This is a genomic window from Sedimenticola selenatireducens DSM 17993 (genome assembly GCF_000428045.1).
GTDB classification, from domain to species: domain Bacteria; phylum Pseudomonadota; class Gammaproteobacteria; order Chromatiales; family Chromatiaceae; genus Sedimenticola; species Sedimenticola selenatireducens.
The window spans coordinates 1-14,395 of sequence record NZ_ATZE01000037.1 but is presented as its reverse complement, the minus strand read 5'-3'; the positions used below and the strand labels follow the sequence as shown (position 1 = coordinate 14,395).

Below are 14,395 nucleotides of genomic sequence, written 5' to 3'. Positions count from 1 at the left end.
AGGATGAGCCCGAGGCGGTTGTCGCCGACGCTTAACCAACATCCTCCGGAGGGGTTCCCCCTCCCCCCTTAAGGCCGGCTCCTGGAGCCGGCCTTATCTATTGAGGCCGCCCAAAAAGCCAACATCCCTCACCTGATTATCAAGTACCGGCAACAGGGACAAGCCATCATTAAAGTGGCTACGGATTGATGTTTTTATTGATCCAGATCAACAAGATCACTGATAGGAAATCAAACCAGAATAACAGCCAACCGCCTGATCCAAATACTTCTCACCTCAAACGCACGAAGCATATAAGCCATTGTTTATATTGTTTTTTTATGCACATCAAGCAGAATCATGCAATAATCACCACGGCATAAATAGTCAGCCATACAATTATACCCAGAGCCTTGAACGTATGATTCGGCCGCAGTAAATACCGCTCTTTGACCAAGGTCAAAGAAGTTTCCAGCCGTATATATGATCGTAGCGACTCGGGAATATACCGCCGCGGACATCACTTCCGCGTTCACTCATATCAATAGCTATTGATGGGGATTTACTAGATGAAAAAAACCAACTTCAGCCTTTCTGCTCTCGGTATGGCCGTCGGCCTGGCTGCATCAGGCGTTGCCGTCAACGTCTCTGCAGCAGAACCCACTCTCTCCGAGGCGGACTTTGAGCAAGCAAAGACCACCTATTTCCAGCGTTGTGCGGGCTGTCACGGCACCCTACGTAAAGGTGCAACCGGTAAAAACCTGGAGCCGAAGAACACCCTGAAACTGGGACAAGAACGTCTTGAGAAGATCATCCAGTTCGGTACTGAGGGTGGCATGAACAACTTCGACGACATCATGTCGAAAGAAGAGATCAAGATGATGGCCACCTATATCCAGATGGAACCACCTGTTCCACCTGAGATGTCCCTGGCACTGATGAAAGAACGTCATCACGTCTTTGTTGAACCAAAGGATTACCCGACCAAACCGCTGCACGGCCGCAACTGGGAGAACTTCTTCCTGGTGATCGAGCGTGATGTCGGCAAGGTTGCTGTCATCGACGGCGACAAGAAAGAGGTGGTTGCCCATATCCCCACCGGCTATGCGGTACACGTACTGAAGGCCGCCGAGCATAGCAAAGTCCTGCATGCAGAGAACCCCGGCCGTTTCTGGTACACCCAGGGCCGTGACGGCAAGTTGACCAAGATCGACCTGTGGCAGACCCCGGACAAGATGAAGGTTGCCGAAGTACAGATCGCTTATGACGCCCGTGACGTCGCCGTCTCCGGTGATGGCAAGTACGTGGTTGGTGGCGGCTACTGGCCTCCACACTTCGTGATTGCCGATGCAGTGACCATGGAGCCGCTGAAGGTCGTTTCCGCCCGTGGCGTGAATGTTGACGGCGAATATGTCAACGAGTCTCGCGTGGCCGCTATCTACGATACCCCCAACCACCCCAGCTGGCTGGTCTCCATGAAGGAACTGGGCCAGATGTGGCAGGTTGACTACAGCGATATCGACAACCTGAAGATCACCAAGATGGATACCGCCAAGTTCCTGCATGACGGTTTCTTCGATCCCACCGGTCGTTATTTCCAGATCGCCGCCAACGCCTCAAACAAGATGGTAGTCGTCGATACCGACACCCAGAAACTGGAGGCATTGATCGATGTCGACAAACTTCCACATCCGGGTCCTGGCGCAAACTGGAACGATCCCAAGTGTGGACCGGTTGGCGGCACCACCCACCTGGGTGTAGGCAAGGTCACTGTCTGGGGTAATGATCCAGCCGGTCACAAGGACCAGGCCTGGAAGGTCTGCTATGAGGTAGAAACCGACGGTGCGGGTCTGTTCATTCGTACCCATCCGAAGAGCGACTACTTCTGGGCCGACCAGACCAAGCATCCGGAGCCTGAGGTTCAGCAATCCATCCAGGTCATCGACAAGAAGACCCGGGAGATTGTCAAGACCATTCGTCTGACCGACAAACCGGGCTACGCAGCGGTTCACATCGAGTTCAATAACGACGGTTCCGAAGTCTGGACCTCGGTATGGAATCGTAAGGACAGTAAAGAAGCCAATGGCGAGATCATTATCTTCGATGCCAAGACCCTCGAAGAGAAAGGACGCGTCAAAGGTCTGTTCGGACCGACCGGCAAGTTCAATGTCCACAACCGCGTGAATCACGTCACCTGATTGCGGATGTAGTATGAGCTAGTCCAAAAGCGGGTATGGAGCACTCTCCATACCCGCTTTTTTAATAAAAACTTCACTCTTCTCTTCTGTACCTGGAGAAACAAAAAGATGGCGGTTCAGGAATCAAAAAAACCGGGCTTGATGTCTCGCCGGATCATTCTAGGCACCACAGTAGCGGGCGCCTTACTCTTCTTTATAGTCGGCATCATATTCTGGGGCGGCTTCAATACCGCAATGGAAGCCACCAACAACCTCGATTTCTGTATCAGCTGTCATGAGATGGAGGAAAACGTCTACGAGGAGTATAAACCGACAATCCACTACTCCAACCGGACTGGCGTCCGGGCCACCTGCCCCGACTGCCACGTTCCTGATCCCTGGGTGCACAAGATGGTTCGCAAGATCCAGGCGAGCAACGAGGTCTACCACAAGATTATGGGTACGGTGGATACCCCGGAGAAGTTTGACCAGCAACGCCTGACCATGGCCAAACGGGTCTGGAACACCATGAAGAAAACGGACTCACGTGAGTGCCGTAACTGCCATAACTTCGAATCAATGAACCCCGAATTTCAGCGTCCACGTGCACGAAACCAGCACATGAACGCCTTTGAAACCGGTCAGACCTGTATCGACTGTCATAAGGGAATTGCGCACAAACCGGTTCGCAACCTGTTGACCGATGAAGAACTTGAGAAACTCGAGGCGCCCAATCCAGACTTCATACGTCCGGTTCCTGAAATATTTGCCGAGGGACTGAAGCGGGTCGAAGCCAAAGAAGCCGCCGCAGCTGAAGCTGAGAAGGCGGAAAAAGAGAAAGAACGCGAAGCAAAGCTGGCCGCAAAAAAAGCAGAGCAGGCGCGCATTGAGGCTGCCGTTACTGCCGCCCTGGCCGGCCAGAGTGCAGGCGCCGCAGGCAAAACAGGCGCCGCACCGGCAACCGGTGTAGGCATTGACTGGAGCGATGTACCAGGACGCAAGATCACTCTGTTTTACCCCGGTGAAACCTCGATGGAATGGGTCATGACTGGTAAGGATCATGGTGGTGCGCGTCCATTCCTGAATGGGGGCGATCGCTGCGTCACTTGCCATGATAAAGAGACCGCCGACATGGGTAAAAAGATGGTCACCGGTGAAAAGGCCGAGTCCACTCCCATCCCGGGCAAACGTGGCAGCATCCCGGTCAACATCCAGGCGGCCCATGATGGATCAAACCTTTTCCTGAGATTTGAGTGGGAGGATACCGAGCACACTCCGGTTCCGTTCGTCGAGGGTGGCAAAATGGATCCCGCCAACCCAATGAAGCTGGCAATCATGCTGGGAACGGATGATGTGGAGTTCGCCGACCGGGCCGGTTGCTGGCAGACTTGTCACGAAGATGCCCGCACTATGCCCGACGCACCGGATGCAGACACCCTGGCTTCAAATGATGTGGCGAAGACCCTGGACCTCAAAGCAGGCGTCACCAAGTACCTGAAAGAGAGCCGCAGCAGTATCGAAGTCCAAGGTAGGCGCGGCAAAAAACGCGGCGGCTGGGACAAGCTGAAGAGCAGCGATGAAGTAGCTGCGGCGCTGAAGGCCAACCAATTCATGGACCTGCTGCGCTACCAATCGGGAACAGAAACAACCGAGGATGGATATATCCTGGAGCAGCGCTATATGCAAGGTGGTCAGGGATTCCAGGCCAATGCCCGCAAAGAGGGCAATAACTGGGTGGTTGAGATGAAACGGAAGCTGCAATCCGACCAGCCGGGAGACATCAACATCGACGCCGGCAAGCTGTATAACTTCGGTTTTGCCATCCACGACGACTACAGCAATGCCCGGTTCCACCATGTCAGCCTGGGCTACAAGCTCGGCCTGGACAACGAAGCAGCGGAAGTGAATGCCGTGAAGCGTGAGGCCAAGTCGGTGGCTGCTGCAGCACCGACCAAAGCCGCAGCAACATCCAGTAAGGCGGCCACGGGTTCAGCTATCGAGGTGGACTGGAGCAAGGCGGGCAGCCGCGACATCACCCTGTTTTACCCCGGTGAAACCTCGATGGAATGGGTCATGACTGGTAAGGATCACGGTGGTGCCCGTCCCTTCCTGAAGGGCGGTGACCGCTGTGTCACCTGTCATGACAAAGAGACCGCCGACATGGGCCAGAAAATGGTCAGCGGAGAAAAGGCCGAGTCCAGCCCGATCCCCGGTAAACGCGGCAGTATCCCGGTAACCGTGGAATCAACCCACGATAGTGAAAACCTCTATTTGCGGTTTAGCTGGCCGGAAGGCGAACATGCCCCGGTACCCTTCGCCGAGGGTGGAAAGATGGACCCGGAAAACCCGATGAAATTGGCGCTGATGCTTGCCACCGATGATGTGGAGTTTGCCGATCGGGCCGGCTGCTGGCAGACCTGTCATGAGGATGCCAACAGCATGCCGGACAGGCCGGAAGCGGACGCTATCGCCGCCAGCGATACCGCCAAGGTCCTTGATCTCAAAGCCGGTGTTACCAAATACCTGAAAGAGAGCCGCAGCAGTATCGAAGTCCAAGGCAGAAGGGGCAAGAAGCGGGGTGGCTGGGACAAGCTGAAGTCCGCCGATGATATAAAGGCCGCTATGGATGCCCATCAGTTCATGGATATCCTGCGCTTCAAGTCGGGCAAGGGAGAGACCGAGGATGGCTATATCCTGGAACAGCGAATGATGACCGGTGGTCAGGGTTTCGAGGTCAATGCGGCACAGGAAGCCGGCAATTGGGTGGTCACCCTGAAGCGGAAACTGAAGTCAGACAAGGCGGGGGACATCAGCCTGGATACGGACAAGGTATATAACTTCGGCTTTGCCATTCATGACGACTTCAGCAACGCCCGTTTCCACCATGTCAGCCTCGGCTACAAGCTCGGATTCGACAACGACTCAGATGGCGTGGAGATCAACGCCATCAAACAGTAATTAACAATAAGCTATAAACGCAGCACCCTTGAACGCGTCACTCGCCAGAGTGGCGCGTTTTTTTGTCCAGGGATGGACTTATGCCGCGGAGGCCAAGGATGGCCGGGAGCGGCTTTGCCAGGGATGGACTTATGCCGCGGAGGCCACGACTCCAGGGATGGAGGAGGTAGAGCGAAGCACACCGCCAAGGATGGCGGTGGTAGACAACGTCGGGAACCGGTTGTCGAGGAAGCCAGAGCCGAAGGATGGCCGGGAGCGGCTTTACCAAGGCCGGCGCGTACAACCGAAAAAAACATACGATACTTTTACGGTATCTGTCATTTTGTCCTAATATTCTTTAAGTGGAAGCGCCGATCCCGAAAATCAGCAAACATTTAGGACATGGTCATGTATTCCCAAAACAGTCGATGGATATCAAAAAGAAGCAACCTGATAACCGCCATATTACTTACAGCCAGCACAGGTGTTTATGCAGGCGGTAGCACACCGGCGGAAGTCGAGATTCAGGGTTTCAAGTTCATCCCTCAGGAAATCACTGTCAAGGTTGGTACTGCCATACGCTGGACCAACAGAGAGAAGCGGCAATACCACAGTGTCTGGTTTGAACAGGCGGGAGACCCCGAACCGGCCTATTTTTTCCCTGAAGAGACCTACGAGCGCTCTTTTGACAAGCCGGGGGTCTATTCTTACCATTGCGGCCCCCATCCAGAGATGACTGGCACCGTCACTGTCGAGTGACGGCAGATTATAGTCACGCCATGCTTGCCCCACCCCCCACAGGGATCCATATCTTGGGGAATAAAAAAACTACCTACCTAAGTCATTGAATTATCAACTGTTGACATTTGACGGAGGTCAATGCTCACCCGGCTCCACTCCTGCTACATTGCCAATCCAGTGATATGCCGTAGGGCCGATTTCCAGACTAAACAAAAACGGGCGGTTCGGGCGTTGAGACCATTGTCAGATTCGTTGCCAACAGACGCCGAGAGCCTTGATGACAAGAATTATCGTTGCCATTACCGCCATCCTACTTGCCGGAATAGGCTCTGTTGTTTCTGCTGAAGTCCCGCTCCAGCGCCAGACTGAACTGCTCCATCTGCTCAAACATGATTGTGGATCTTGCCATGGCATGCGCCTGGAGGGCGGGCTGGGACCGGCCCTTACCGCACAAAGGCTGGCACCCTACGGGATTGATTTCCTTGCCCTCACCATCATTCAGGGCCGACCGGGAACACCCATGCCACCCTGGCGTCCCTTTATTTCCGAACATGAAGCCCGCTGGCTGGCCCAACAACTCAAACAGGGTATCCGTCCATGAGATTAATCCGCTATCTGCTCTCGGCACTGCTACTCTATTCAGGCCAGGCGTCCGCTGATTGCCTGACCCGTGGTACGGGCGATATGGGCATCGTGATCGAGCGGGCGGACGGCAGTGTACAGGTACTCGATCGCCGGGCGCATAAATCCCTGTTCAGGATTGAAGGCCTGGGAGACCTCTCCCATGCATCAGCTGTCTATTCACCGGATGAGCGCTATGCCTATATCTTTGGCCGGGACGGTGGACTGACACGGATAGATATCCTGTGCGGCAGCATTACCCATCGTATTGTTCAGGGTGGCAACAGCATTGGCGGCGCCATCTCCCAGGACGGCAACCTGATTGCGGTATCCAATTACGAACCGGGTGGGGTAAAAATCTTCTCGGCCAGCGACCTTAGCCTGGTTGCCGACATTCCGTCCACACCGGTCAACAGCGAGAAGAGATCCAAGACCGTTGGTCTGGTTGACGCCACCGACCAGCGCTTTGTGTTCAGTCTCTACGACACCGGCGAAACCTGGATCGTGGACATGACCGACCCGGCCAACCCGGCCATCCAGAAGCACACGCAGATCGGCCAACTTCCCTACGATGGCCTGATCACCAGGGACGGCCGTTATTATATTGCCGGACTGTTTGGACAGGACGGCCTTGCCCTGCTGGATCTGTGGCATCCCGAACAGGGCACGCGACTGATTTTGAAAGACTACGGAAAAGGCGAACAGAAGCTGCCGGTCTATAAAATGCCGCACCTGGAAGGTTGGGCGATGGCCGGGAATCGCGCTTTCCTGCCGGGTGTTGGGCACCACCAGGTACTGGTGGTGGAGCGTGGCGAATGGAATCCAGTGACCAAGATCCCGGTTCACGGGCAACCGGTGTTCGTCATGGCGCGACCCGATGGCCGGCAGATCTGGGTCAATTTTGCCTTCCCCGACAATGACACCATCCAGGTGATTGATACCGAAAGCCTGCAGGTCATCAAGACGCTCAAACCGGGCAAGGGCGCCCTCCACATGGAGTTTGCCCCGCGCGGAGAGGAGGTGTGGATCTCCATCCGGGACAAGAATGAACTCCAGGTGTACGATACCCGCAGCCTGGAGTTGATCCACACACTGCCGGCGGCCAATCCCAGCGGTATCTTTTTCACTTCGCGTGCACATACCACAGGACTCTGAAATGGCAACTCCGGCACCGATCATCAAGCAGGCCATCACCCAGCCCCGGCGAGAGAACCGTACCAAGGACGCTATACCGTTGAACGATCTTGAGAAACGACTGCTGAACGAGTATCAAAAAGGGCTCCCCCTGTCGCCCACCCCCTATGCGGACATCGCACAGCGGCTGGGCACCAGTGAGGCCCTGGTACTGAAGATCCTTGATCGCCTCCAGCAGCTGGGCGTGATCAGTCGTGTCGGTCCGGTGTTCAAACCAAAACAGGTCGGCGCCAGCACCCTGGCGGCAATGGCGGTACCGGAGGCGCTACTGGAGGCGGTTGCCGACCAGATCAGCGCCTATCCGGAGGTCAATCACAACTACGAACGCGAGGACAGCTACAATCTCTGGTTTGTCGTCACCGCCCCAAATCAGCAGCGACTGGAGCAGGTACTGGACGAGATGGAACGGGAAACCGGCTACGATATCCTCTACCTGCCACTGGAAAAGCAGTTCCACATTGACCTGGGATTCCCGCTATGGTGCTGAACGAGCAGGATTACCGGCTGATCGCCGAAATTCAGGGCGGACTGCCGCTCACCAGCCACCCCTACGCCGAGATCGGTGAACGCATCGGACTCGATGAAAAAACCGTGATCCAGCGTATCGATGCGATGCTGGAAAGCGGCATTATCAAGCGCCTCGGCATTGTGGTCCGTCATCATGAACTGGGTTACACCGCCAACGCCATGGTGGTCTGGGATGTACCGGATGAACGACTGAATGAGGTGGGCGAGAAACTCGGCGCACTGGACTGCATCACGCTCTGTTATCAGCGCCCTCGCCGCCTGCCCGATTGGCCTTACAACCTGTTCTGCATGATCCACGGACAGGAGCGTGAAAAGGTACTTGCCTATATCGACCGGCTGGTCGGCAGCGAAGGACTGGCGGACATCCCCCATAAAGTGCTGTTCAGTGGCCGACGTTTCAAGCAGCGCGGAGCCCGCTATCAATGAACCGTGAGCTGGATAGTATCGACCGTGCCATCCTGAATCGCTATCAGGGCGGCTTCCCGATCTGTGAACGCCCCTACCAGGCAGCAGCGGAAATAATTGGTATCTCGGAGTCGGAGCTGATCCGACGGCTTGAGCGCATGCTGGAGCAGAAACAGCTCTCGCGTTTCGGCCCCATGTATCATGCCGAACGTCTGGGTGGAGGGCTGAGCCTCTGCGCCATGCGCATCCCGGAGGAGCAGTACGACCAGGTCACCGAGCAGGTCAATGCATTCCCCGAAGTAGCCCATAACTACGCTCGGGATCATGCCTTCAATATGTGGTTCGTGCTGGCCACGGAAACCCCCGAGCGGATCGGTTCCGTCCTGGAGGAGATCGAACGGCGCACCGGTTTCCGGGTCTACAATATGCCCAAGCTGCAGGAATTTTTTATCGGACTGAAGTTCGAAGTCTAGCGCTGCGGAACAGACCCATCCGCCCCGTTACACAGGCAATAGAGTGTTTGTTATTCATGACAGAAACACAATCAACCACGCTGGATGACCTGGATCGACGAATCATCGTCGCCACCCAGTCTGGGCTGCCCCTGGTGCCGGAACCCTTTGCCGCGATCTCCACTCAGGTGGGTAGTACCAGCGAGGAGGTGATGCGGCGGTTCCAGCGCATGTTGGAGAACGGGATTATTCGTCGCATCGGCGCGGTGCCGAATCACTATACCCTCGGCTTCAAGGGCAACGGCATGACCGTCTGGGACATCCCGGACGACAAGATTGGCCACTACGGTAAGTTGATCGGCAATCTCGATTTTGTCAGCCACGCCTACCAGCGTCCCAGACACCAGCCGGAATGGAACTACAACCTGTTTGCCATGGTCCACGGCAAGGACCGGCAGGAGGTCGAACAGAAAGTGGAAAAGATCGCCGAGCTACTGGGCGATGACAACCGGGGACACGAGATTCTCTACAGCTCCCGCATCCTCAAAAAAACAGGCCTGCGCCTCGTTTCCGACAAATAGCTTCCAGGTACGCCATGTTTCGCATCACACAGTTCATGCAAGAGGTTCTTGATCCCAAACCCCTGGGACCCAAGCGTAACCCGCCCGGCCCGGTGGTGATCTGGAACCTGATCCGCCGCTGCAATCTCACTTGCAAGCATTGCTACGCCATCTCGGCCGACAAGGATTTTCCCAACGAACTGGACACCAATCAGGTGTTCGAAGTAATGGACAACCTGAAACAGTTTCGCGTGCCGGTACTGATTCTCTCCGGTGGCGAACCGCTGATGCGGCCGGATATTTTCGAGATTGCCCACCGTGCCAAGGCGATGGGGTTCTACACCGCCCTCTCAACCAACGGTACCCTGATCGACGAGGCGAATATCGACCGGATCGCCGAGGTCGGATTCGATTATCTGGGTATCAGCATCGACGGCATCGAACAGACCCATGACAAGTTCCGCCGCAAGGAGGGTTCCTACCAGGCATCGATGCATGGCCTGCGGCTCTGCCGTGACCGGGATATCAAGGTGGGCCTGCGTTTCACCATGACCCAGGACAACGCCCCCGAGTTGCCGCAACTGCTGGAGCTGATGGACCGGGAGCGAGTCGATAAATTCTACTTCTCCCATCTTAACTATGCCGGTCGCGGTAACAAGAACCGCGAGACCGACGTGTTCCTGCAGACCACCCGCTGGGCCATGGAGCTGCTGTTCGAACGTGCACTGGCCGATGTACAGGCGGGGAAGCACACTGAGTTCGTCACCGGTAACAACGATGCCGACGGGGTCTTTCTGCTGCACTGGGTAGCGCAGCACTATCCGCAACAAGCTGCCCACATACGCGCCAAACTGGCCCAGTGGGGCGGCAACAGCTCCGGGGTCAACATCTCCAACATCGACAACCAGGGCAATGTGCATCCCGACACCATGTGGTGGCACTACAATCTGGGCAACGTCAAGGAGCGGCCTTTCTCGGATATCTGGCAGGACACCTCCGATCCGATCATGGCGGGCCTGAAGGCCTCGCCCCGAAAAGTCGGCGGCCGCTGTGGTGAATGCGCCTATTTCGATATCTGTGGCGGCAACACCCGGGTACGCGCCCTTCAGCTCAGCAATGACGCCTGGGCCGAGGACCCTGCCTGTTACCTGACGGACGATGAGATCGGCATTACCCAACGGGCTCATGCTGAAAAATGAACCGTTTCTTCACCTCACTTATATCCTTGGTCCTGCTGGCCACTGCCTCCACACTGGTCATGGCCGACACCGAGGCACTCTATAAACAGCATTGCGCCGAATGTCACGGCGTTGACCGGCTGGGCATCATGGGCCCGGCCCTACTGCCGGAAAACCTGAAGCGACTGCGCAAGCAGAACGCCTTTCAGGTCATCCAGAACGGCCGCGCCGCCACCCAGATGCCGGCCTTCAGGGAGAAGCTGCAGCCGGAGCAGATCCAGTCTTTGGTGGATCTGGTCTACACCCCGCTGGAGCAGGTGCCAGTCTGGGGCATGGCCCAAATCAAGGCGAGCCAACTGGTTTACCATCCACCAGGGTCTCTGCCGGACAAGCCACTGTTTGATGCCGATATCGACAACCTGTTCATGGTGGTGGAGTTGGGCGATCATCACGCTACCCTGCTCAATGGCGACACTTTCGAGCCGATCCACCGCCTGCCCACCCGTTTCGCCCTGCACGGTGGCCCCAAATGGGCGGATGGCGGACGCTATATCTATTTCGCCTCCCGCGACGGCTGGATCAGCAAGTTCGATGTATTCAACCTGACCTATGTCGCCGAGGTACGCGCCGGCATCAACAGCCGTAATCTGGCAGTGTCCCATGACGGCCGCTATGTGATTGTCGCCAACTATCTACCCCACACCCTCACGGTGTTGGACGCCCGCGACCTCTCGCCGATCAAGGTGATCGAGGCGAAGGATGAAAACGGCGTCAGCTCCCGGGTCAGCGCGGTGTACACGGCCGATCCCCGCAACAGCTTTGTGGCGGCCATGAAGGATATTCCGGAGGTGTGGGAAATCAGCTATCTGGACGAGCCGCCCGCCGGTTTCTCCGGCTGGGTGCACGATTACAACAAGGAGTCGGGCGACGCCCATAAGGAGCAGCCGTTTGCCGTGCGGCGCATTCGGGTCAAGGATTATCTGGACGATTTCTTCATGACCCAGGACTATGACCAGATCATCGGCAGCACCCGCAACGGTTCGGGTCAGGTGGTGGATCTGGATCTGAAACGGGCCGTAGCCAATGTGGCGCTACCCGGCATGCCCCACCTCAGCTCAGGGATCACCTGGGATTATCAGGGCCGCACCGTGCTTGCCACACCCAATATCAAGGAGGGTCAGGTGTCCATTATCGACACCAAAACCTGGCAAGTGGTCAAGCAGATCCAGACCGATGGCCCCGGCTTCTTTATGCGCAGCCATGAACAGAGCCCCTACGCCTGGGTGGATGTCTTTTTTGGCCCCAACAAAGACCGGATGCATGTCATCGACAAGCAGACTCTGGAGATCGTCAAGACCCTGAAACCGGCCCCCGGCAAGACTTCCGCCCATGTAGAATTCACCCGGGACGGCAAATATGCCCTGGTCAGCATCTGGGATGATGACGGCGCACTGGTGGTCTACGACGCCAACACTTTCAAAGAGATCAAACGCCTGCCGATGAAAAAACCATCCGGCAAATACAATGTGCACAACAAGCTGACCCGCTCGGCGGGCACCAGCCATTAGATCGGGAAAGATTTTCAGATGGGCGATACTCAGGTCAACTGTCTCTACTGCGGCAAGAAAATCGCCGGCGACGTGGCCGAGTGTCCCCACTGTGGCGCCGTATCCCACTTTCAGACCCGAGGCTATCGTTCAGGCGCCCGGCTGCGGTTTGTCCTGTTCTGGATCGGCGTAGCGGCATTCTGCCTGTTCTTCGCCCTCTGGTTGCCCCGCTAGTCATCCAGCCATCCCTTAATCAACCACCAAGAAACATAAATCATGAAACAGCACATCCTGCTACTGGTCAGCCTGATCGCATTGAGTCCCATCGCCCTGAGCCAGGAGGGCACCCGCTACCCGCTAGTGGCAGTGGAGGATGGGGATACCATCACGATTCAGGTTGATGGAGAGATCAAGCGGTTACAGCTTGCCGGTATCGACGCACCGGAGGATCAGGCGAATCCGAAACTGACCAGGGACCTGGAGCGCACCGGGTTGTCAGCCGATACCCTGCTGGCACTGGGCAACGCAGCAACAGCACACCTCAAACAGCTGATTTTGCCGGGTGACGAGGTGGAAGTAGCGGGAGATCTGGCAGCGAGCGACAGATATGGCCGGATACCGGTCTTTGTCTATAAGGATAAACACTCCCTGAATGCGGCGATGGTGACGGACGGCTACGCCATCGTGCTGCAGCAATCATCCATTGCCCAGGAGATCAAGGCCGAGCTATCCGCACTACAGCTAAGAGCACAAAGTGAAAAGCGCGGACTCTGGGGTTCTCATGATTCTGAAACCTTCCGCTGGAGCGGCCTGTAAGCCAGACCAACACCTCGGCCACCAATTGTCGTGTATTTCGGATAGCGGATGGGCCAAGCTTTTTCACCATCCTCTATCCGGAAAAAACCAGCTCAGGGCAGCAGTGTCTCGCGGATATCATAGGGCGACCGATGCACCGCATGGCAGCGGGCACAGGCGTAGACCGCCGCGCCGCCCAGTGAACGTCCCGCCAGCTTTTTATCGCCCTGTTTCAATCCCCGCTCCAGATCTTCCAGCGCATCGCGGGTGAGCTTTCCCAGGAAACGTTCCCGTGGCGCCGGATCATTGTGACAGGCTGAACAACCCTCACCCAGGTCATCCAGTCTGCGCCGCAGTTGTTCCAGTGACGCAAGCGCCTGCTGTTCTCGGCTGTCGTCCGTGGCAATCTTGATCCGGTTGATCAGGGACGACAGCTCTTCCATCACATCTGCAAAACTGTCCGCCGATTCATCGGTCGGTTTTTTTATCATGATTTTGCTGAAATCAGGGGTCCGGTAGAGGATCGCCGTCACCGCCCGATATTCACGATGGCAGGATTTACAGCCTTGACCGATCTTGCGCAACGCCAGTTCAACACCCTCGCCATCACCCGTCTCTGCCGCCGACCGCAAACGTTCAAGCCAGCGATACTCCAGCTCATCCTTCCACTCGGGAACCATCTCGGCGATTTTCAGGTAATTGCCAGTAAAGCGTTCGGCCCATTTTTGGGTAAGCGCCTGCTCGCCCGCTGCCGCATATTCAGTGACCGCCTGCATCTCACGCCGTAGACTGAACATGGTGTGGAGCCAGACCTGACGATCGTTTTGCGGTTTGTACCACTGGGCAATACTGGCCGGCGGTAGCGGCAAATACTTCTCGGCGGCGACGCCGCTGCCTGTGATCATTAAAAACCCTACGGCTATCAACCAGAAACTGCTCTTTTGTCCCATCATCTGCCTACCCGGATACTATCCACAATGGATACTTACTATACCCTAAACATCTACGTATAAGTTTTCCGGGCCAATCCTGCACCTGCCGGATTTAGCGAAATATCCCTTCTGTTTAAACGGATTAGTTTACAAAAATAGTCGGATATTTGCCCTACTTGATTAAGGTCAATGCCCCACCTAACCGCTTTGTCTTTTAATCTGCCTGCTTATTCGCACCGCATAGGAGTTACCCTAATGGCCCAGGCCTTCACAAAAACTATGGCGCGGAACATCTTTTACGGTGGTTCTGCGTTTTTCTTCCTCCTTTTCCTGGCTCTGACCTTTGATT

General features: G+C 56.1%; 14 protein-coding genes. 13 read left to right on the top strand and 1 reads right to left on the bottom strand.

What is annotated here, in order from left to right:
- The first annotated feature begins 548 nt into the window (after window positions 1-548).
- The 13 genes from A3GO_RS0118565 (at window position 549) to A3GO_RS0118505 (ending at window position 13,135) form a co-directional block, all read left to right on the top strand.
- Complete coding sequence (locus A3GO_RS0118565; RefSeq protein ID WP_029134679.1) at window positions 549-2,177, top strand: cytochrome D1 domain-containing protein; 1,629 nt, start codon at window positions 549-551, stop codon at window positions 2,175-2,177.
- 108 nt (window positions 2,178-2,285) lie between these two features.
- Window positions 2,286-5,114: a NapC/NirT family cytochrome c gene (locus A3GO_RS0118560; protein WP_029134678.1), complete on the top strand. Its 2,829-nt coding sequence runs from the start codon at window positions 2,286-2,288 to the stop codon at window positions 5,112-5,114.
- Window positions 5,115-5,501: 387 nt separating this feature from the next.
- A complete protein-coding gene (locus tag A3GO_RS0118555) occupies window positions 5,502-5,852 on the top strand; it encodes a plastocyanin/azurin family copper-binding protein (protein ID WP_157606877.1) in 351 nt (116 codons plus the stop codon).
- A 259-nt stretch (window positions 5,853-6,111) separates the two neighbouring features.
- Window positions 6,112-6,435, top strand: a complete 324-nt coding sequence (locus tag A3GO_RS0118550; RefSeq protein ID WP_029134676.1) for a c-type cytochrome — start codon at window positions 6,112-6,114, stop codon at window positions 6,433-6,435.
- Window positions 6,432-7,610 (top strand): cytochrome D1 domain-containing protein, encoded by a 1,179-nt coding sequence (locus tag A3GO_RS0118545; protein ID WP_029134675.1) that lies wholly within the window; start codon window positions 6,432-6,434, stop codon window positions 7,608-7,610. Before A3GO_RS0118550 ends, A3GO_RS0118545 begins: the two co-directional genes overlap by 4 nt.
- 1 nt (window position 7,611) lies before the next feature.
- Window positions 7,612-8,136 (top strand): winged helix-turn-helix transcriptional regulator, encoded by a 525-nt coding sequence (locus A3GO_RS0118540; protein ID WP_157606876.1) that lies wholly within the window; start codon window positions 7,612-7,614, stop codon window positions 8,134-8,136.
- Entirely contained in the window at window positions 8,127-8,603 is a 477-nt protein-coding gene (ahbB, locus tag A3GO_RS0118535) for a siroheme decarboxylase subunit beta (RefSeq protein ID WP_029134673.1), read from the top strand. The genes A3GO_RS0118540 and ahbB (A3GO_RS0118535) overlap by 10 nt, the downstream gene beginning before the upstream one ends.
- Window positions 8,600-9,055 carry an Lrp/AsnC family transcriptional regulator gene (locus tag A3GO_RS0118530; RefSeq protein WP_245621787.1) on the top strand — a complete coding sequence of 152 codons (456 nt, stop codon included), beginning with the start codon at window positions 8,600-8,602 and terminating at the stop codon, window positions 9,053-9,055. The genes ahbB (A3GO_RS0118535) and A3GO_RS0118530 overlap by 4 nt, the downstream gene beginning before the upstream one ends.
- 56 nt (window positions 9,056-9,111) lie before the next feature.
- Window positions 9,112-9,615, top strand: a complete 504-nt coding sequence (ahbB, locus tag A3GO_RS0118525; RefSeq protein WP_029134671.1) for a siroheme decarboxylase subunit beta — start codon at window positions 9,112-9,114, stop codon at window positions 9,613-9,615.
- Window positions 9,616-9,629: 14 nt separating this feature from the next.
- Window positions 9,630-10,793: a heme d1 biosynthesis radical SAM protein NirJ gene (gene nirJ, locus A3GO_RS24530; RefSeq protein ID WP_037375994.1), complete on the top strand. Its 1,164-nt coding sequence runs from the start codon at window positions 9,630-9,632 to the stop codon at window positions 10,791-10,793.
- Complete coding sequence (locus A3GO_RS0118515) at window positions 10,790-12,340, top strand: nitrite reductase (RefSeq protein WP_029134670.1); 1,551 nt, start codon at window positions 10,790-10,792, stop codon at window positions 12,338-12,340. Before nirJ ends, A3GO_RS0118515 begins: the two co-directional genes overlap by 4 nt.
- Before the next feature lie 18 nt (window positions 12,341-12,358).
- Window positions 12,359-12,553, top strand: coding sequence for a protein nirD (locus A3GO_RS0118510; protein WP_037375993.1), 195 nt, complete (start codon window positions 12,359-12,361; stop codon window positions 12,551-12,553).
- 42 nt (window positions 12,554-12,595) lie between these two features.
- On the top strand, window positions 12,596-13,135 hold the full coding sequence (locus tag A3GO_RS0118505; protein ID WP_029134668.1) for a thermonuclease family protein: 540 nt from the start codon (window positions 12,596-12,598) through the stop codon (window positions 13,133-13,135).
- Window positions 13,136-13,227: 92 nt separating this feature from the next.
- Here the strand turns inward: A3GO_RS0118505 and A3GO_RS0118500 are convergent, their stop codons facing one another.
- On the bottom strand, window positions 13,228-14,019 hold the full coding sequence (locus A3GO_RS0118500) for a cytochrome c (protein WP_245621786.1): 792 nt from the start codon (window positions 14,017-14,019) through the stop codon (window positions 13,228-13,230).
- Window positions 14,020-14,395: the final 376 nt, after the last annotated feature.

Bases quoted from the DNA above. Each gene is read 5' to 3' on its own strand.
- ahbB (WP_029134673.1), top strand. From the start codon at position 8,127: ATGGTGCTGAACGAGCAGGATTACCGGCTGATCGCCGAAATTCAGGGC.
- A3GO_RS0118530 (WP_245621787.1), top strand. From the start codon at position 8,600: ATGAACCGTGAGCTGGATAGTATCGACCGTGCCATCCTGAATCGCTAT.
- A3GO_RS0118555 (WP_157606877.1), top strand. From the start codon at position 5,502: ATGTATTCCCAAAACAGTCGATGGATATCAAAAAGAAGCAACCTGATA.
- A3GO_RS0118545 (WP_029134675.1), top strand. From the start codon at position 6,432: ATGAGATTAATCCGCTATCTGCTCTCGGCACTGCTACTCTATTCAGGC.
- A3GO_RS0118550 (WP_029134676.1), top strand. From the start codon at position 6,112: ATGACAAGAATTATCGTTGCCATTACCGCCATCCTACTTGCCGGAATA.
- A3GO_RS0118505 (WP_029134668.1), top strand. From the start codon at position 12,596: ATGAAACAGCACATCCTGCTACTGGTCAGCCTGATCGCATTGAGTCCC.
- A3GO_RS0118510 (WP_037375993.1), top strand. From the start codon at position 12,359: ATGGGCGATACTCAGGTCAACTGTCTCTACTGCGGCAAGAAAATCGCC.
- nirJ (WP_037375994.1), top strand. From the start codon at position 9,630: ATGTTTCGCATCACACAGTTCATGCAAGAGGTTCTTGATCCCAAACCC.
- A3GO_RS0118560 (WP_029134678.1), top strand. From the start codon at position 2,286: ATGGCGGTTCAGGAATCAAAAAAACCGGGCTTGATGTCTCGCCGGATC.
- A3GO_RS0118540 (WP_157606876.1), top strand. From the start codon at position 7,612: ATGGCAACTCCGGCACCGATCATCAAGCAGGCCATCACCCAGCCCCGG.
- A3GO_RS0118500 (WP_245621786.1), bottom strand. From the start codon at position 14,019: ATGATCACAGGCAGCGGCGTCGCCGCCGAGAAGTATTTGCCGCTACCG.
- A3GO_RS0118515 (WP_029134670.1), top strand. From the start codon at position 10,790: ATGAACCGTTTCTTCACCTCACTTATATCCTTGGTCCTGCTGGCCACT.
- ahbB (WP_029134671.1), top strand. From the start codon at position 9,112: ATGACAGAAACACAATCAACCACGCTGGATGACCTGGATCGACGAATC.
- A3GO_RS0118565 (WP_029134679.1), top strand. From the start codon at position 549: ATGAAAAAAACCAACTTCAGCCTTTCTGCTCTCGGTATGGCCGTCGGC.